The 17,611-nt window shown below is 46.3% G+C and carries 17 protein-coding genes; 1 reads left to right on the top strand and 16 read right to left on the bottom strand.

All coding sequences use genetic code 11. From position 1 onward, the window contains the following. Positions 1-2: 2 nt before the first annotated feature. From JJQ88_RS06885 to zapA, 16 genes are all read right to left on the bottom strand, one after another. Positions 3-1,460, bottom strand: coding sequence for an alkaline phosphatase family protein (locus JJQ88_RS06885; RefSeq protein WP_210364991.1), 1,458 nt, complete (start codon positions 1,458-1,460; stop codon positions 3-5). Continuing rightward, on the bottom strand, positions 1,457-2,389 hold the full coding sequence (locus JJQ88_RS06880) for a lysylphosphatidylglycerol synthase transmembrane domain-containing protein (RefSeq protein WP_210364990.1): 933 nt from the start codon (positions 2,387-2,389) through the stop codon (positions 1,457-1,459). The genes JJQ88_RS06885 and JJQ88_RS06880 overlap by 4 nt, the downstream gene beginning before the upstream one ends. Then, positions 2,373-3,323 (bottom strand): NAD-dependent epimerase/dehydratase family protein, encoded by a 951-nt coding sequence (locus JJQ88_RS06875; protein WP_210364989.1) that lies wholly within the window; start codon positions 3,321-3,323, stop codon positions 2,373-2,375. Before JJQ88_RS06875 ends, JJQ88_RS06880 begins: the two co-directional genes overlap by 17 nt. Before the next feature lie 126 nt (positions 3,324-3,449). Continuing rightward, positions 3,450-4,655, bottom strand: coding sequence for a hypothetical protein (locus JJQ88_RS06870; protein ID WP_210364988.1), 1,206 nt, complete (start codon positions 4,653-4,655; stop codon positions 3,450-3,452). A 270-nt stretch (positions 4,656-4,925) separates the two neighbouring features. Beyond that, positions 4,926-5,240, bottom strand: a complete 315-nt coding sequence (gene trxA / locus JJQ88_RS06865) for a thioredoxin (protein ID WP_210364987.1) — start codon at positions 5,238-5,240, stop codon at positions 4,926-4,928. 161 nt (positions 5,241-5,401) lie between these two features. Then, complete coding sequence (locus tag JJQ88_RS06860; RefSeq protein ID WP_210364986.1) at positions 5,402-6,379, bottom strand: electron transfer flavoprotein subunit alpha/FixB family protein; 978 nt, start codon at positions 6,377-6,379, stop codon at positions 5,402-5,404. Between the two features lie 39 nt (positions 6,380-6,418). Further along, positions 6,419-7,192 carry an electron transfer flavoprotein subunit beta/FixA family protein gene (locus JJQ88_RS06855; RefSeq protein ID WP_210364985.1) on the bottom strand — a complete coding sequence of 258 codons (774 nt, stop codon included), beginning with the start codon at positions 7,190-7,192 and terminating at the stop codon, positions 6,419-6,421. A 73-nt stretch (positions 7,193-7,265) separates the two neighbouring features. Next, complete coding sequence (locus tag JJQ88_RS06850) at positions 7,266-8,039, bottom strand: enoyl-CoA hydratase (RefSeq protein WP_210364984.1); 774 nt, start codon at positions 8,037-8,039, stop codon at positions 7,266-7,268. 19 nt (positions 8,040-8,058) lie between these two features. Then, positions 8,059-8,661, bottom strand: coding sequence for a TetR/AcrR family transcriptional regulator (locus tag JJQ88_RS06845; protein ID WP_210364983.1), 603 nt, complete (start codon positions 8,659-8,661; stop codon positions 8,059-8,061). 208 nt (positions 8,662-8,869) lie between these two features. Next, positions 8,870-10,573, bottom strand: coding sequence for a long-chain-fatty-acid--CoA ligase (locus tag JJQ88_RS06840; protein WP_210364982.1), 1,704 nt, complete (start codon positions 10,571-10,573; stop codon positions 8,870-8,872). 39 nt (positions 10,574-10,612) lie between these two features. Next, the gene (locus JJQ88_RS06835) at positions 10,613-10,915 is read right to left on the bottom strand and encodes a hypothetical protein (protein ID WP_210364981.1); all 303 of its coding nucleotides are present in this window, start codon (positions 10,913-10,915) and stop codon (positions 10,613-10,615) included. A 7-nt stretch (positions 10,916-10,922) separates the two neighbouring features. After that, on the bottom strand, positions 10,923-11,327 hold the full coding sequence (locus JJQ88_RS06830) for a DUF350 domain-containing protein (RefSeq protein WP_210364980.1): 405 nt from the start codon (positions 11,325-11,327) through the stop codon (positions 10,923-10,925). 65 nt (positions 11,328-11,392) lie between these two features. Then, positions 11,393-13,750: an endonuclease MutS2 gene (locus JJQ88_RS06825; RefSeq protein WP_210364979.1), complete on the bottom strand. Its 2,358-nt coding sequence runs from the start codon at positions 13,748-13,750 to the stop codon at positions 11,393-11,395. Between the two features lie 35 nt (positions 13,751-13,785). Beyond that, entirely contained in the window at positions 13,786-15,507 is a 1,722-nt protein-coding gene (gene polX / locus JJQ88_RS06820) for a DNA polymerase/3'-5' exonuclease PolX (protein WP_210364978.1), read from the bottom strand. Positions 15,508-15,704: 197 nt separating this feature from the next. Further along, positions 15,705-16,250 (bottom strand): CvpA family protein, encoded by a 546-nt coding sequence (locus tag JJQ88_RS06815; RefSeq protein ID WP_210364977.1) that lies wholly within the window; start codon positions 16,248-16,250, stop codon positions 15,705-15,707. 8 nt (positions 16,251-16,258) lie between these two features. Beyond that, positions 16,259-16,519: a cell division protein ZapA gene (zapA, locus tag JJQ88_RS06810; protein ID WP_210364976.1), complete on the bottom strand. Its 261-nt coding sequence runs from the start codon at positions 16,517-16,519 to the stop codon at positions 16,259-16,261. 147 nt (positions 16,520-16,666) lie between these two features. On the opposite strand from zapA, the gene rnhC reads away from it, so the two are divergent. Then, positions 16,667-17,596 carry a ribonuclease HIII gene (gene rnhC, locus JJQ88_RS06805; protein ID WP_210364975.1) on the top strand — a complete coding sequence of 310 codons (930 nt, stop codon included), beginning with the start codon at positions 16,667-16,669 and terminating at the stop codon, positions 17,594-17,596. The last annotated feature ends 15 nt before the right edge of the window (positions 17,597-17,611 follow it).

Here is a 17,611-nt window from a genome sequence, read left to right as displayed (position 1 = left end):
CTCTACTTTCTCTCTTTGATTGCATCTATTAGCACTTTTCCGCGGCTGCTTGACGGATAAGGAGCCCCAAGCAGATAGGAGAGGGTCGGCGCCAGCGAAACAAGGCTGTGCTTTTCCTGGACTTTCTTCCCCTTTTCTATATCAGGGCCATGCATAAAGAAGGGTACGAACCTTTCTCCTTCATCCAGGTGGCCGTGGCCGCCAATGCCATCAGCCTGTCCATGGTCCGCACAGATGATAAGTGTAGTATTCTCCATCTTCCCTTCCTGTTCAAGCCACTGGACGAATTCGTTGATATGGGCATCGGCCTCCTCGATTTTCTCAAGATAGTCATCATAAAGGACACCGCGGCTATGCCCAACCTGATCCGTTCCAATCATTTGCACAATAAATAAATCTGGATCCTGCTCTTTCATGATTTTCCGTGCTTTCGCAAGCATATTCTGGTCGGCCTTGTCTTTATGGATAACAGCCGTTAGTGTTTCAACATCGCTCCCCATCGAGTCAACGAGATGGGCGATTCCAAGGAGCCTGCCCTTCTTCCCGACTTTGCGCAGCGAATCGAAAATGCTTTCAGTCTTGATTCCTAACTTCCAGACCATATTCGATTTGATGCCATGCTCGGACGGATAGGTTCCTGTGAACATCGAGCTGAAGCAAACAACCGTCCTTGCTGGATAAACGGTTTCCATATTCAGATACTCGGTTCCTCTTTCTTTCAACTGATCGAGGAACGGTGTATTTGCCTCATAAAACCGTTCTTTTCTCATCCCGTCGACTACAATGACAATCACTTTATCTGATAGGCCATTTGCAGGGATGGCAGGCCCTTCTTCTTTCGTGTAAGTTTTGTACGCCACAGGTTTCCAATCGAATAAATACTGATGTAAAACAAATGCGTATATAAGGATAAATGCATAAAGCAATCCGATATTCAGATACGGAACAGCCAAGCCTTCTGCTAGCGAAGTGTATGATAGCTCCCAAACGGAGAGCAGCAGGAATACTTTTGGGAGCTGTTCCTGGGCATTCCCGCTTGTTGAATCACTATTTTTCAGGACGAGTTTCCAAAACCTTGTGAAATTCAGCCAGGATGTCCCGATCCGCAAATGGTAATAGAGCGTACCCCAGAAAAAAACAGTAAAGAAAAAATATAACCCTGCAGCAAACAACAGCAGGCCGATATTCAACTCGGGCCAAATGATGATGAAAACCATGAATGGAATCCATAAATAGTTTCTCAAAAAAAGCGGGAAATCATAAATGAAATACATGACAAACAATGGTAGTGCAAAAAGCATCGATAAGATTAAGTTTTGCAGGCCGCCGGCGCTGCCAAGGTCCCCGATGTGGAACAAAATCATCGTGCCAGCAGTGAAAATTGGTGTGAATGGTTTGCCTTCATTCAGCAGGTTCCAGCATCGGGCTGCGAATTTCTCAAATTTTGAGGCACTTTTCATTTTCCGTCGCCCCTTTCTTTCATCCATTTATATAATTTATCCAATGAAACAGGAGCAGCAAGTAGAGCGACTCCCCCAAAAACAAAGGTAAAAACGTATTTGATTCCATGTGTGACCAACGCGGCGGAATAGGCTGCTGACACATCGATTCCAACAGCCCCCAGAGCAAACACCATGACCGCTTCATAGCTGGCAATCCCACCGGGCGTTATCTGGAATATTTGCCCGGCCACCGTGATGCTGTTCACCCAGACAGCTTTTACGAAATCAAATTCACTTGTCCCCTTGGAAATGACGCCGTAGATAACGACTGCTTCCAGGATCCAGCTCAGGAAGGTCAACGATATGATCAGGAATCCCCTGCCTCCCCGAAAAGCGTTCGTAATCATTGTTATTTGTCTTTCCATCGAGTGTTTGAACTTAGTGAAGAAAACCAGGATAGCTGCGATCGCCACGCCTATCATCCAATAAATCGCCTGGGAATTAACAGGAAGGTCAAGGGAGACCAGGCCAATCACGGCCATTGCGAAAAGCATAGCGGTATCCAGCATCCTCATGATGACCACGGATCCGAACGCTTCCCCAGCAGGAATGCCCGGTTCCTTCATTTTTAAGATGCCAATCCTCGCAAAGTCGCCTGCCTTGACAGGCAGCAGGTGATTAAGGAGCAAGCTGTAAAAGAGTCCGTACATACAAGTGCTCAGCCTTGCTCTGTTCCGCAAATAAAGTCTCCAGGCGATTCCCCTGGCAAGGAAAGCGCAAAAATAACCTGAAAAAATCAGCATCAGCCATAATGGATCGGACAGCAGCACCTTGATGACAGAGAGAATTTCTTCTGGATCAAGAAAATAGTATGTCAGAATCAGGAATGAAACGATTAGGATTGCTGCAATCGACCTCTTTAAGGACTTTTTAGATAAATGGTTCATATCGCCGTGCCCACTGAATCGTTTCCTCAATCCCCTTGCTGAAATCTGTCCGGGGCTCATAGCCGATCAATTTTTTCGCCAGCGAGAGATCTGCCCATGTCCGATTCACATCTCCCGTTCGCTCATCCGCATGCCTCACCCTCATTTCCGGAAAAAAACGCTTCAATTCGACCAGCAATTGTTCCATTGAGATGGGGCGGCCGGAACCAATATTCAGGATCGCACTTTCCTGCAAATTGAACATAGCCAGGCTGATTCCATTGACGATATCACTGATATACGTGTAATCCCGGGAACCTCCTTTGCCGAAAACGGTAATTTCTTCGCCTGTCTGCAGCTGCTTTATGAATTTTGCGATTGCCATATCCGGCCTTCCCCAGGGGCCATAAACGGTGAAGAAACGGAGGATTTTCATATGCATCCCATAAAGATGCCCATAAACATGGCAAAACGATTCTGCTGCGTATTTCGAGGCAGCATAAGGCGAAATCGGCTTTCCGGACGCCATTTCTTCGTTGAAAGGAACGTTCTCCATCATGCCATAAACCGATGAAGAAGAAGCGAAGACCACCTGGCCTGCCCCTGCCTGACCTGCGCCATCAAGTACGTTCACTGTTGCTTTGATATCATAATCTATGTATTCCAAAGGCCGTAAAACAGAATAGGCTACACCTGGAAGGGCTGCCAGATGGACGACTGCTTCAGGTGAAGTTTCCTTTATCAGACTGATCGTCTTTTCACGATCAAGCAAATCCGCTTCGTAAAACCTGTATCTCCCCTCCTCCCCAATCTGTTGGAGATGCTTCCGTTTTCTTTCAGGGGAATAATAGGGATGCAGATTATCGATAATTGTCACATCATGTTTTTCACCAAGCATCCTTTTAGCAAGGTGGCTGCCAATAAAACCAGCTCCGCCAGTAATCAGGATTTTCATTCAATACACCTCTTCCAATCATGGACATATGCCATTTTACCATATCGGCGGCTGAATCTTTAAACAGGCCATATAGAAAACTGGCAAATGCACAATAAAAGCCGCATCCCTGCGGCTCACCATCCCTTATTTCAGCAACTGGTCGACTGCTGTGATCACAGTTTCCCCTTTCGCTTTCGCTTCATCTGTTTTGCTTTCAGCGATCGCATTGTACCATGCTTCGGCATCCGCGAATACACTGTTTGCCTTTTCTTCACCCAGCTTCTCTGTCAGCTGGCTTTGAAGCATTTTCAGGAACATGTTCCCTTCCATCGCTCCTACTTTGGCTTCGACTGCATTGTCTGCTGCAAGCAATTTTGGTGCGTTTTCATAATAACCTTTGATTTTTCCGGCAATCGCTTTACTGAATAGAGCATTTGTTTCCGCTGATTTGATTGTTTCCGGATCAGTCTCATTCAACGTGAAGGTTTTGTCCAGCTGTGCGGCTGCCGCCTCATCTCCACCGCCTAATGAGCCCTTGATTGCCTGCAGGAAGCCCCATGCTTCTGCCTGCATGATGGTCAATTCTTCTTTTTCCTTGCCTTCTTTGGCTGCAGCTTCAATCTTTTCAGCATATGACTTCGCCGCTAAATAATAGCTTCTATAAATCGATTTATCCGATACTTGTAAATAAACCTGGAAGTCCTCGGCATTTCCTGCGTTCAATGCTTCCTCCTGGGCTGACAATCCGGAATGAATGTTTTCAGCGATGCTGGCATCGCCACTAAGCTCGTAATAGGTATCACGCTTTTCTGCAGTTGGGATGAACACCTGTTCTGCAAGGTGCTTCACCTGGATGAACGCTGCATTGGCTTCATCTTTTTTATCCTCTTCCAGGGCTGCTGCTGCTTCTTTCTGAAGTGCTTTCTGGCTCTGGTAGAAATAAGATTGAATTGTTTTGTCCACTAGCTGGATAGCAACGATTGGTTCCATTTCACCGTTTTTTCCTGCAGCGATTGCTGCTTGGATCGCCTGATCAGCTTCAGGGATCAGTTCAGCAACTTCTTTTTGAAGTCCCGCATCATATTTTTGCTGGACAACATCCCAATCAACTTCCTTGTCTTCTTTAGCTTTTTCAAGTTCCGTTTTCATTTCGTTGAAAACGCCTACTTGTTTAGCAGCGGCTGTGTCTTCGACTTTAGCTTCTTTCGTATCCCCGGTTTTTCCTTCTTTTTCAACCTGCTTCTCTTCCTTTGGTTTCTCCGATGATTCATCAGCGCTGCTGCATGCTGTCAAAACTGCGCCCGCCATTAGGAAACTTGCGAAAATGCTTTTTAGGTGCCATTTTTTCATCTTGGTATATCCCCCTATGTAGATTTGATATTTTAGTTGATAATGATTTTCATTGACAATTGCCATTATAGACGAGAATGATTATCACTGTCAACCGTATAGAAAACTTAAGTATGGCAAACTGATGAACAATTAATCAAAAAGGAAGCTACACTAAATTATCTGTTGATTTCCTCTTCAACAACCAGGTATTCATAAATCAAGGCAGATCTTAACTTGGATAAAAACAAAAAAACCCGCCTTCTTTTTGAAGACGGGGTGGAGTCCTGATTACAGGTGGTTTTGAAGTCTGCCTGCAAGAGCTTCTTTTGGCTGGAAGCCGATTACTTTATCTACAACTTCACCGTCTTTGAAAACAAGTAAAGTCGGGATGCTCATGACGCCATATTTTGCAGCGGTTTCCTGGTTGTCGTCAACATCAAGCTTGACGATTTTCACTTTGTCGCCCATTTCCGCATCCAGTTCCTCCAGAACAGGAGCGATCATCTTACAAGGTCCGCACCAAGGTGCCCAGAAGTCAACCAGGACTACACCTGATTGCGTTTCGGTATTGAATGTTTGATCTGTAGCATTTGTGATTGCCATTTGAATGCCTCCTAGAATAAATCTTCCATGATAACGACAGTATATCACCGTTTACCAATACATGCTATTTTTTTGCTCCACTTGTAATTTACCCTTTCTCGAACCTAATATTCCTTTGATTTTCACATAAAAAACGGGCGTTCCGGACGCCCGTTCTTTGATTATGCATGTACTTTCAGCTTTTTGAATTCTTCAGTCAACATCGGTATGACTTCAAATAAGTCCCCGACAATTCCGTAGTCTGCCACTTTAAAGATATTAGCTTCCGGATCTTTATTGATGGCGACGATTACTTTTGAATTCGACATTCCCGCCAAGTGCTGGATCGCTCCGGAAATGCCGGCAGCGATGTAGAGGTCAGGTGTGACAACCTTGCCTGTCTGTCCGATCTGCAATGAGTAATCGCAATAATCTGCGTCACAAGCTCCGCGCGAAGCACCAACCGCTCCGCCAAGGACATCCGCAAGCTCTTTAAGAGGATCGAAACCTTCGGCACTTTTCACGCCGCGTCCCCCAGCGACAATGACCTTGGCTTCTGAAAGGTCGACTCCTTCGCTTGCCTTGCGTACAACGTCTTTAATGATTGTCCTTAAATCCTTGATATCAGCGGAAACAGAAGCGACTTCTCCTGAACGGCTTTCATCTTTCTCCAGAGGAGCGATATTGTTTGGACGAATTGTCGCGAAAATGATTCCGTCCGTGACTATTTTCTTCTCGAACGCCTTTCCGGAGTAAATCGGCCTAGTGAATACAAGGTTTCCTCCCTCCGCTTCAACTGCTATAGCATCCGAAACGAGACCTGAATTCAATTTGCTCGCGATTTTCGGCGAAAGGTCCTTTCCCATGCTTGTATGGCCGAAAATCAGCCCCTCAGGATTCTCCTGCTCGATCACGGCCATCAATGCCTGTGAATAGCCATCCGGAGTATACTGGGCCAGTTTTGCATCCTCAACTGCCACAACCCTGTCAGCCCCATACTGGTATAACTCATTTCCAAGGGAACTTACTGAGTCACCGATCAGGACTCCGACTACTTCTCCGCCATCAGCAACAGTCTTAGCTGCAGCCAGCGCTTCAAACGTAACGTTCCTAAGGGAACCGTCACGAGCTTCTCCCAATACCAATACTTTTCTCGCCATTAGATTTACCTCCTGCTTTTATATTCGGTCTTCAACGTATTAAATGACTTTCGCTTCAGTATGCAACAGGTTAACAAGCTCCTTCACCTGGTCGGCAAGTTCTCCTTCAAGAACCTTTCCAGCCTCTTTCTTTGGCGGAAGGTAAATTTCGATTGTCTTAGTTTTTGGTTCCACTTCATCTTCATCCAGGTCCATATCGTCAAGCTCTAGCTCTTCCAGAGGCTTTTTCTTTGCCTTCATGATCCCTGGAAGTGATGGATAACGTGGTTCGTTCAGGCCCTGCTGGGCTGTGACAAGGACTGGAAGGCTTGTCTCTATCACTTCTGAATCCCCTTCCACATCCCTGGTGATCACTGCCGTGCTGCCATTGATTTCAAGCTTTGTAATGGTCGTTACATAAGGAATTCCAAGCTGGTCAGCGACACGGGGCCCTACCTGGCCAGATCCGCCATCAATTGCGACATTGCCGCCAAGGATCAGGTCCGCATCTTTATCCTTCAAGTACTCGGCTAGGATTTTTGCTGTTGTGAACTGGTCTCCTTCTTCGAGATCATCTTCCGTATTGATGAGCACTGCCTTGTCTGCTCCCATTGCAAGGGCGGTGCGAAGCTGTTTTTCCGCTTCTTCTCCGCCAACGGAAATGACAGTGACTTCTCCACCGTGCGCATCTTTTACCTGGATGGCTTCTTCGATTGCATACTCGTCATAAGGATTGATGATGAATTCGGCACCATCCTCATTGATCTTGCCATTCGAGATCGCGATTTTCTCTTCTGTATCAAATGTCCTCTTCATTAATACGTAGATATTCATCTTTTCCCCTCCTAAGAATTCAAACATTTAAGCTGTTCGAAAGATTAAAAAAACTCTTGACAAAAAAGATTGCTTACCTGCCCTTGAAATCAGGCTCTCTTTTTTCAAGGAACGCCTGGATACCTTCCTGTCCGTCCTCTGACAGGAAAACCTTCCCGAACAACTGCGCTTCTTCTTTTACTCCCTTGTAAAACGATTCTGTTTTTGAATGATTCAGGAGTTTGATCGCTGCTCCGATGGAAACAGGGCTTTTCTTTGCTATTTTACCTGCAAGCTTGTATGCGTTTTCAAGCAATTGTTCGTCAGGGTATGCATGATTGGCCAATCCATACTGGACTGCCTCCACTCCGCTGATCGGATCGCTTGCGAACAGCATTTCTGCCGCCCTTGCTACGCCTACATACCTTGGAAGACGCTGGCTGCCCGCAAAGCCAGGAACAAGTCCAAGCTGAAGTTCCGGCAATCCTAGTTTAGCATTTTCTGAGACAAGTCGAAAGTGGCAAGCCATTGCCAATTCCAGTCCGCCTCCGAGAGCCGCCCCATGGATCGCAGCAATGATCGGTTTCGGGTAATGTTCCATGCGTTCGAATAATTCTTGTCCATACTCTGCAAGCTTCGCGAAATCTTCCCCTGTTTTAATTGTCGTGAATTCCTTGATATCAGCTCCCGCTGAGAAAAACCTTCCTTCACCCTTGATCAGGACGACTCTCATATCCTGATCGCTTTCGATTTCATCCAGGACGGACGACAGCTCCTTCAACAAGCCTGAAGAAAGGGCATTCGCCGGCGGACGGGCAATGGTGACCGTCGCGATCCTGTCCTCTGAAGACCATTTTAGATATTCCACATTTTCCCCTCCTTTTACATTAAAGGACCGGTTTGCTTTCCTGGCAGCCACAACCGTGGATCAATAGCTGGTGGACTGCTTTTGCCTGGGCAGGAAGATCGAATTTCTGTTCATTCATGACCCATGAAGTGACAGTTTCATCCACCGTACCAAAAATCATTTGCCTTGCAAGACGCAAATCAAGGGAGCTGGAAAATTCCCTATTCTCTATGCCTTCCAAAATGATTCTGTCAATCAGCATCAAATAGCCCTTTAGCACCTCATTGATTTTAAGGCGCAAGTCCTTGTTTGATTGCCTAAGTTCCAGCTGGGTTACAATCGCAAGGTGCCGGTCCTCGGAAAGCATTTTAAAATGCGTTTCCACCAACATGTATAATTTCTCCGTTGCTGTTTCTTTTCCTGCAATTTTTTCTTCGATCTTCTCCACGAAGGAACCCATTTTCTCCTGGAACAGGGAGATCAAGATGTCTTCCTTGTTTTTAAAATACAAATAAATGGTACCATCAGCCACTCCAGCCTGCTTGGCGATTTTGGATACTTGAGCCTGGTGGTAGCCGTTCTCAGCAATTGTGACAACTGCCGCATCAATGATTTGCCGGTATTTCGGCCGGTTTTTCTTCATTTTCTCCCCCCTCGATCCAGGAAAAGCGCAAGCATGTAGTTGCTGTAGTGGCACACTCCCGTTCGCGATCTTTGTCTGCAAAAGATAACTGAATGAATCATCATTCATATTTTAATAATAGTATCCGCCCACATTTCTGTCAAGGAAATGTGTTCCCGGACAAGCCTGATCAGTCAAAAAGAAAGAGCCGATGTTGAACGGCTTTTTATTAAGCTCGCTTTTGCTGTTCATCCTGTATTTTTGCTTTTTCTTCGTCGACAAGTGCTCTTCTCAATATTTTACCGACCGCAGTCTTCGGCAATTCTTTCCGGAATTCATACAATCTCGGAACCTTGTAGGCTGCAAGGTGTTTGCGAGCATACTCGTCAAGTTCCTTTTCGGTCACTTCAAAGCCTTCCTTCAGCACCACATATGCCTTGACGGTCTCTCCTCTGTATGGATCCGGTATCCCCGCTGCAACTGCTTCCTGGATAGCAGGATGCTCATACAGCACTTCTTCGATTTCACGCGGATAAATATTATATCCTCCAGCAATGATCATATCTTTTTTTCGGTCAACGATGTAAAAATATCCTTCTTCATCCATGTAGCCAAGATCGCCTGTCAAAAGCCATCCGTCCTTCAGGACCATCGCTGTTTCCTCAGGCCTGTTCCAATATCCCTTCATGACCTGGGGACCTTTGACCGCCACTTCGCCGACTTCCCCTTGAGGCAGAGGCTCCCCTGTTTCCAGTGAGAGGATTGCCGAGTCTGTGTCAGGCCATGGTACCCCGATGCTTCCTTTCACCCTCTTTTTATCCCACAGGAAATTAGCATGGGTGACAGGTGATGATTCAGTGAGTCCATATCCCTCTACAAGCTTTCCACCTGTGATTTCCTCGAACTGTTCCTGAACCTCTGCTGGCAGTGGGGCTGAACCGCTTATACATGACTCGATGGAAGAGAGATCATATTTTTTTATGTCCGGATGGTTGAGCAAACCGATATAGATTGTTGGTGCACCAGGGAACAATGTAGGTTTCTGTTTCTGAATCGTCTTCAGGGTCGTTTCCGGATCGAATTTCGGCAGAAGGACTATTTTCTGACCTTGCATGACGGCCAGGATCAAAACTGCCGTCATCCCATATACATGGAAAAATGGCAATATGCCCAGTACCGTTTCTTCCCCTGGCTTGCACTTGTACAACCAGGCATTGCACATCGCAGCATTCGCGATAAGATTCTTATGTGTCAGCATGACACCCTTCGGAAAACCGGTTGTTCCCCCTGTGTATTGGAGTAATGCCAAATCTTCTTCAAAATTATAGTCATATTCCTTGATCTCGGAAGCAGGCTGCTTCATGATTTCTGTGAACAGATGATTCTGTCCTTCATGCTTCACATTCACGATGATTCCATATTGCTTTTTCTGAATGAAGGGATACACAAAGCTTTTCGGAAAAGGCAGATAATCTTTGATTGCGGTTACAATCACATTTTGAATGTCTGTTTTTGGGATGACTTTCGATACCCTGGGGAACAGGATATCCAGTGTGATAATGGCCTTCGCGCCTGAATCCTTCATTTGGTATTCCAGCTCCCGCTCCATGTAAAGAGGGTTTGTCTGGACCACTATTCCCCCTGCCATCAGGATGCCATAATAGCTGATGATAGACTGGGGAGTGTTTGGAAGCATGATGGCAACCCGGTCCCCTTTTTGGATCCCAATGGACTGGAGATAAGCTCCCAATTTTTTTGCGTAATTGTATACCTGCCTGTAGGTCAATTCCTTACCCATGAAATGGATTGCGGTTTTGTCCGGATACTTTTCAGCTGTCTGCTTCAGATAATTCTGGACTGTTGCTTCCTCTAGATTCAATGTAGCTGGTATTTCCGGTGGATATTGTGATAGCCATGGCTTTGTTTCCACCATCCTAAAACCTCCTTGTTTAAATTTTTTGAAAATTCTTTGTTATTGTTCATTATAATATACAGTCCTAACCATGACAATCAGAATCGATTTTCCGCAAGCTGGAAGCTTTAGTGAAGCTGGCTTGCTTTCCTTCCCTGGGCGTGCATTCCTGCCTACCCGTTTCTGGAATCTGCTTCCAACTTTGTTTTTCACCGGCAAACAGCCGCCGCCGGCATAAAAAAGAAAGCCGCCATTGGCTGGCGGCCTGATCATGCAAAAAACACTATATATATGATTCCTACAATCAGGAACACCCCGCAAAGGATAAGCAATACTTTTGCCAATGTTTCCATCCGTTTTCATCCTCCTGCTAGATCCCTGCACCGATGATATAGGAAAGTCCGGCTGATATCACCATAGAAATGAAGCCAACAGCACGGTTATCGTTCTCTATCTCTTTGTCAATGTTGAACTTTGGCGTCAGGAATTCAAAAATAAAATAACCTGCCAACAGCAGCACAAAGCCGAAAACCCCCCAGCTGATCATCGTAAGCAGAGAGTCATGCTGGTTGATGGAATGGCGGAAAATATTGGCTACACCAAAGATTTTTCCTCCTGTTGCCATCGCTACAGATAAGTTGCCATTTTTAATCTCATCCCAATTCCGGTATTTCGTCACTGCCTCGAATACTGCCAGGAATACAACCATGCAAAGGATCGCTACGCTGTAATATCCGGCTGTCACAACAAATTCATTTTCCCAGAAATGATTCATACCCATTCTCCCTGTCATTATTTGAAGCTATCCCCCAGCCGATTCGGGCTAACCTCGCATTCAGATTACTTGAATTCGACTACTGTTACACCAGTGCCGCCTTCACCCGCATCGCCAAACCGGATTTTTTTCACTGAACGATGATTCCTTAAGTATTCCTGGACACCTTGCCTTAGGGCTCCTGTTCCCTTTCCGTGAATGATGCTGACACGCGGGTATCCGGCAAGCAAAGCATCGTCAATATACTTTTCAACCCTCATGATCGCATCCTCGTAACGCTCTCCTCTCAAGTCCAGCTCAAGTGAGACATGAAAGTCCTTCCCTTTGACCGTTGCCATTGGTTTCGTTTCCATCGGCTTTGGCGTATTGATAAATTCCATGTCTTTTTCTTTGACCTTCATTTTCAATATACCAATCTGCACATGCCACTCGCCGTCTGAAATACGTTCAAGCAAATGTCCCTTCTGATCGAAAGTAAGCACTTTGACTTCATCCCCTGGCTTGAATGGATGCCTGTCGCCGGCCTTCGCCTTGCTGCCTTTTTTCGCCCGTGTCAGCTCAGGTGCTGCTTCCCCGAGTCGCCGTTTCGCTTCAATCAGTTCATGCTCTTTGATTTCCGCTCCTTTTTCAAGTCTCAGCCTTCGGAGCTCTCGGATGACTTCCTCCGCTTCTTCCTTTGCTTTTTCAACAATGACAGCAGCTTTTTCTTTTGCCTTCTCTGTCAGTTCTTCTTTCTTCTCATAATAGGCTGCAGTCTGCTTTTGCAAATCTTTATGCAGCTTTTCCGCATCCTTCAGCAGCTCACTGGCTTCTTCACGATCCCTTTCCGCCTGTCTTCTGCTCTCTTCAAGGGATGCAATCATGTTCTCGACTTCATTGCTGTCTGTGCCAATATATGATTTAGCTGTTTCGATCACCGATTCCTTCAAACCAAGACGCTTGGAAATTTCAAATGCGTTGCTTCGCCCTGGCACTCCTATCAGCAGTTTATATGTTGGGCTCAGCGTCTCGACATTGAATTCGACACTTGCATTGATGACTCCTTCGCGATTGTAGCCGTATGCCTTCAGTTCAGGATAATGTGTTGTGGCTATGACCCTTGCTCCCCGGGAATAAACCTCGTCCAAAATCGAGATGGCTAATGCCGCACCTTCCTGGGGATCAGTTCCGGCACCGAGCTCATCAAAAAGAACAAGGCTTCTATTGTTCACGTGATTCAGAATCTCAACGATATTGACCATATGCGATGAGAAGGTACTTAAGCTTTGCTCAATCGACTGCTCATCGCCTATGTCGGCAAACACGGAATCGAATACAGCCACTTCAGAGCCATCAAGCGCAGGAATCTGCAAACCCGCCTGCGCCATCAAGGTGCACAGGCCTACAGTTTTCAAAGTGACCGTCTTTCCGCCGGTATTCGGTCCGGTAATGACGATTGTTGTGTACTCCTTCCCAAGCTCTATGGTATTCGCCACTACTTCATCGATCGGGATCAACGGATGGCGGGCTTTGATCAAACTGATCCGGCCTTCGGCATTCACGATTGGCTTGGAGCCTTTTATCCTGCTTCCGTACCTTGCCTTTGCGAACATAAAGTCAAGTTCCGCGAGAATCATGACAATTTCACGAAGATTGTCATAGTGATCCGCAGTCAAGGAAGACAGTTCCGATAGGATCCTTTCGATTTCCTGCTGCTCATTGACCCTGATGCTCTGCAATTCATTATTCAACTGGACGATTGCCTGCGGCTCGATGAACAGCGTCTGCCCTGATGAACTCTGGTCATGGATGATGCCACCATAATGTCCTCGATATTCCTGTTTAACAGGGATGACAAACCGGTCATTCCTGATGGTGATGATGGCATCGGAAAGCATTTTCTGAGCATTGGAAGAACGAATCATGCCTTCAAGCTTTTCCCGCACTCTTGCTTCCCTGGCCCTCATCTGCTGACGGAGCGACCTAAGGGTATCACTGGCTCCATCAAGCACTTCACCGCCTTCATCTACCGCATTCCTGATTGCTTCCTCCAAGCTGGCAAGGACTGTGATCCCTTCTGCATAGCCCGCCAGGATTGGCACTTCGGTCTCCCCTTGAAGGTCTTCGATGAACCTTCTCATCTGCCGACTGGCATGGATCGTGCTTGCCACCTGCACAAGTTCCAAAGGGCTGAGTGTACCGCCAATCTGAGCCCTCTTCACATGCGGCCTGATGTCATGGATGCCTCCCAGAGGTACATTTCCCTTCAGCCTTAAAACTTTCACAGCTTCATCTGTTTCTTCCTGGAGGCGTGAAACTTCGGCAAAATCAACTGATGGTGCAAGCTTTTGCGCTTTTTCCCTCCCTAGCGGGGAAGATGTATGTTCAACGAGCTGGTCCCTTACTTTATGAAATTCCAATGTTTTCATGACTCTTTGATGCACAAAATTTCCTCCTTCTGCTCATTCGAAGGTTATCGTTACGCATTCCGCCCGTGCAAGAAATCGAGCAATCGATCCAACTCCAGTGCATTGAGGACAGAAGATTCCCTGATCCAGCCCTTCCTAGCAGCTGTAACACCGATTTCCATATGCTCCAATGTATCTACTTTATGTGCGTCCGTGTTGATGGCAATCTTCACCCCTGCTTCCTGAGCTTTGCGCAAATGTTCGGATGCGAGATCGAGCCTGTGCGGATTGGCATTCAGTTCAAGGGCGGTATTCGTCTCTTTGGCAAGCTCAATCAGCATATCAATATCGACAGGATAACCCTCACGCCTGCCAATCAGACGTCCTGTCGGATGGGCAATGATATCGACATTGGCATTCACCAAAGCCGTTTTCAGGCGTTTCATTATTTTATCCTCAGGCTGTGAAAAAGAAGAATGAATGGACGCTATCACCAAATCCAATTCTGCAAGCAAGTCATCTTCGAAGTCAAGGCTGCCATCGGGCAATATATCCATCTCTATCCCGGTTAGGATCGTGAAATCTTCATAGTTTTTATTCAATTCCTTCACTTCTTCAATCTGCTTTCGCAAACGTTCTGGTGTCAGCCCGTTCGCTACCCTTAAATACCGGGAATGGTCTGTGATCGCCATATATTTATATCCTCTTGCGATGCATTCGTTTGCCATTTCTTCGATTGAATGGCCGCCATCGCTCCAGGTCGAATGCATATGGAGATCTCCTTTGATTGCTTCAAGCGTCACAAGTCCTAAGCCTTCATCATACAGTTCAATCTCGGTTCCATCCTCACGAAGCTCGGGAGGGATGAACGGAAGGCCGAAATGACGATAGAATTCCCGCTCTGATGCAAATGTCTTGATGCCGCCTGTCTCCATGTCCTCAACACCATATTCGCTTATTTTTTCTTCTTTTTCCTTTGCCAGCTGCCTCATCCTGACATTGTGTTCCTTTGAACCGGTAAAATGGTGAAGAGCGGTAACAAATTCTTCCGGTGAAACAAGCCGGAAATCCACATTCACATCATATCCTAGGCCCAGCGTGACAGACACCTTTGTATCCCCAGCTGCGATTGTCTCTTTAATATCCGGGAGTTTAGCCAATTCTTCCTTTACGGCAGAAGGATTGGTGGTGGAAATGATGAAGTCGAGGTCCTTGATTGTTTCCCGCATCCTGCGAAGGCTTCCTGCTCTCGAATATTCTTTGATCGCTTCGATCTTTTGAAGATAGGCTTCAATGGTTTCTGCGACAGGAAGCATAAAGGATAGGGGCAGACGTTCCGGCCGTTTGCCAAAATTCTCGATTGCAGCGAGTATTTTCTCTTCGGACTTTTTGCCAAAGCCCGCCAATTCACTGATTTTCCCAGTTTGAGCGGCTTCTTCAAGGTCTGCGATGTTTTCTACTCCCAGTTCTTTGTACAGCTTGGCAATCTTTTTGCCGCCAAGGCCCGGAAGCTGGAGAAGCGGAATCAATCCGCTAGGGACTTCTTCCTGAAGTTCCTCAAGTTCAGTTGATTTTCCTCTATCCATGTATTCCATGATGACAGCGGCAGTGCCTTTCCCTATGCCTTTCAGTTCGGTCAGGTCACCAATCTCCGCCATGCTTCGTTCATCGCTTTCCAAAGCAGCAGCCGCTTTTCGGAATGCTGAAACCTTGAACGGATTTTCTCCTTTCAACTCCATGTAAATCGCAATTGTCTCTAGCAATTGGATGATCTCTTTTTTATTGGCTGACATAATGCCACCTGCCTTTTTATCTAAATCTGGTCATTGTATTCTATTCTATAGAAAACGGGCGCTGCTGTGAAGAAAATCGCAATCTGGCGGGGAGCAGGAGTGCGAGGTTTCTTGTGAAGGTGTTTCCACAGCATAAAACAACCATCTTGCTAGAAAGCCTTCTGTAAAGACAGAAAAACTTCTCCTTTGCAGAGAAGTTATGCAGCGATATATTCGATCCATAGCTGCTGGATCTGATGGGAGAAAATCGGTGTGTTTTTCACGATGGCCTCAGCCAGGATGGAATCATTCAGTGGGCCCTGAATCTCATGGATTGGCAGCAAGGCTGCAATGTAAAGAACGATGAAAAGGATCAAATAGACTTCGATAAACCCTAAAGCCCCTCCGGCCCAGACATTCAACTGGCGCAGGACGGGAAGATGCGAAACGAAATCGAGCATTGAACCGATGATCTGAAGCAGGATTTTAACCGCAAAAAAGATGGCTGCAAATGCGATTGCCCTGTAATACGCTGCTTCCATGTTGCCATTTTCGAATAATAGATTCAAATTGCCATTGTCACCGCCGAAATTCGGATACGGGATCCACAATGTCAGCTTCGGCGCCAATTGGTCATAGTATATATAAGCCACCGCGAAGGCAATGATGAATCCAGCGAGATGGATGGACTGGAGGATGAATCCCCTCTTCAGTCCTATAATGAAACCAATGAGCAAAATAGCTAAAATTGCCAGGTCAAGCATGCGTATGTTCAGTCCTTTATCCTTTTGATTTCCGCTTCAAGCATTTCAACGCGATCTTTCATTTTTATGTAATCATTCACTGCGTTCACGGCAGTCAAAACGGCTAATTTGTTAATATCAAGTGAAGGATTCGCTGAGCTGATTTCTCTCATTTTATCGTCTACCATCGAGGCAATGAGCCGGATATGGCTGTTGCTTTCTGTACCGACTATGACATACTGCTGTCCATATATATCCACAGTCGACCGGTTTTTTTTTGTGTCTGACAACATTTATGCCCCCATTCATAAGAATCCTATTTTATACTATAACATGAAACATAAAGTACAGGAAAGTGTTTGCCTGTTTTAGCAGCGAAAAAATGGAATAATATGTATGGATATGAAACTTTTACAGAGAACAGGAAGTGCAAAGAAATGGGAAATATCGTACTGCAAAAAAGCTTGGAAGAAATCAAAGCGATGAAGGATCATTATCATCGGTTTTTGACCGATAAATTTCCTCCCGGAAGTCTTTTTGCAGCCAAAACCGCTACCTGTGCCATTACTGCCTACAAATCTGGCAAGGTGCTATTCCAGGGAAAGGACGGCGAAGCGGAAGCTGCTAAATGGGGCATGGCGAACGTTGCCAAAGCAAAGGAATCGGCAGCGCCTCCATCTCCATCGCACCTTCCGAGCAACATCGGCGAAATGTCGATCATCGGCTCGGATGAAGTCGGCACTGGCGACTATTTCGGTCCCATCACAGTGGTAGCTGCCTTTGTCCGCAGAAAAGATATCCCGATCCTGAAGGAACTTGGGGTCCAGGATTCTAAAAACCTGAAGGATGATAAAATCATCCAAATCGCCAGGCAGCTCGTAACATTCCTGCCGTACAGCCTGCTGACATTGCATAATGAGAAGTATAACGACATGCAGGCGAAAGGAATGTCACAGGGGAAGATAAAAGCATTGCTCCATAATCAGGCCATCAATCACGTGCTGGAAAAAATCGCGCCGGAAAAGCCCGAAGTCATCCTTATTGACCAGTTCGCAAAAGAAGAAATTTACTACGCCCATCTGAGAGGGCAGAAAAATATCATGCGGGAAAACGTCCTGTTCAGCACGAAAGCGGAAAGTATCCATCTCGGTGTCGCCGCCGCATCCATGATCGCCCGCTATGCATTCGTCCAGCATTTCGAGAACCTTAGCAGGCAGGCGGGATTCAGGATACCTAAAGGAGCGGGGGCATCCGTCGACAAAGCCGCAGCCAGGCTGATCCTCGAAAAAGGCATTGACGCACTTCCACATTTCGTCAAGCTGCATTTTGCCAATACAGAAAAGGCAAAAAAGATTGCCAAGGTATAACCACTCCCATCTTGA

The organism is Bacillus sp. REN3 (genome assembly GCF_017912555.1).
Classification (GTDB): domain Bacteria; phylum Bacillota; class Bacilli; order Bacillales; family Cytobacillaceae; genus Mesobacillus.
The sequence above is the reverse complement of the archived record's forward strand: the minus strand, read 5'-3'. Positions and strand labels throughout refer to the sequence as shown.

Bases quoted from the DNA above. Each gene is read 5' to 3' on its own strand.
- JJQ88_RS06855 (WP_210364985.1), bottom strand. From the start codon at position 7,192: ATGAATATCTACGTATTAATGAAGAGGACATTTGATACAGAAGAGAAA.
- JJQ88_RS06860 (WP_210364986.1), bottom strand. From the start codon at position 6,379: ATGGCGAGAAAAGTATTGGTATTGGGAGAAGCTCGTGACGGTTCCCTT.
- rnhC (WP_210364975.1), top strand. From the start codon at position 16,667: ATGGGAAATATCGTACTGCAAAAAAGCTTGGAAGAAATCAAAGCGATG.
- JJQ88_RS06870 (WP_210364988.1), bottom strand. From the start codon at position 4,655: ATGAAAAAATGGCACCTAAAAAGCATTTTCGCAAGTTTCCTAATGGCG.
- polX (WP_210364978.1), bottom strand. From the start codon at position 15,507: ATGTCAGCCAATAAAAAAGAGATCATCCAATTGCTAGAGACAATTGCG.
- JJQ88_RS06840 (WP_210364982.1), bottom strand. From the start codon at position 10,573: ATGGTGGAAACAAAGCCATGGCTATCACAATATCCACCGGAAATACCA.
- JJQ88_RS06830 (WP_210364980.1), bottom strand. From the start codon at position 11,327: ATGAATCATTTCTGGGAAAATGAATTTGTTGTGACAGCCGGATATTAC.
- JJQ88_RS06880 (WP_210364990.1), bottom strand. From the start codon at position 2,389: ATGAACCATTTATCTAAAAAGTCCTTAAAGAGGTCGATTGCAGCAATC.
- JJQ88_RS06885 (WP_210364991.1), bottom strand. From the start codon at position 1,460: ATGAAAAGTGCCTCAAAATTTGAGAAATTCGCAGCCCGATGCTGGAAC.
- JJQ88_RS06835 (WP_210364981.1), bottom strand. From the start codon at position 10,915: ATGAAAACGGATGGAAACATTGGCAAAAGTATTGCTTATCCTTTGCGG.
- JJQ88_RS06875 (WP_210364989.1), bottom strand. From the start codon at position 3,323: ATGAAAATCCTGATTACTGGCGGAGCTGGTTTTATTGGCAGCCACCTT.
- JJQ88_RS06815 (WP_210364977.1), bottom strand. From the start codon at position 16,250: ATGCTTGACCTGGCAATTTTAGCTATTTTGCTCATTGGTTTCATTATA.
- trxA (WP_210364987.1), bottom strand. From the start codon at position 5,240: ATGGCAATCACAAATGCTACAGATCAAACATTCAATACCGAAACGCAA.
- JJQ88_RS06845 (WP_210364983.1), bottom strand. From the start codon at position 8,661: ATGAAGAAAAACCGGCCGAAATACCGGCAAATCATTGATGCGGCAGTT.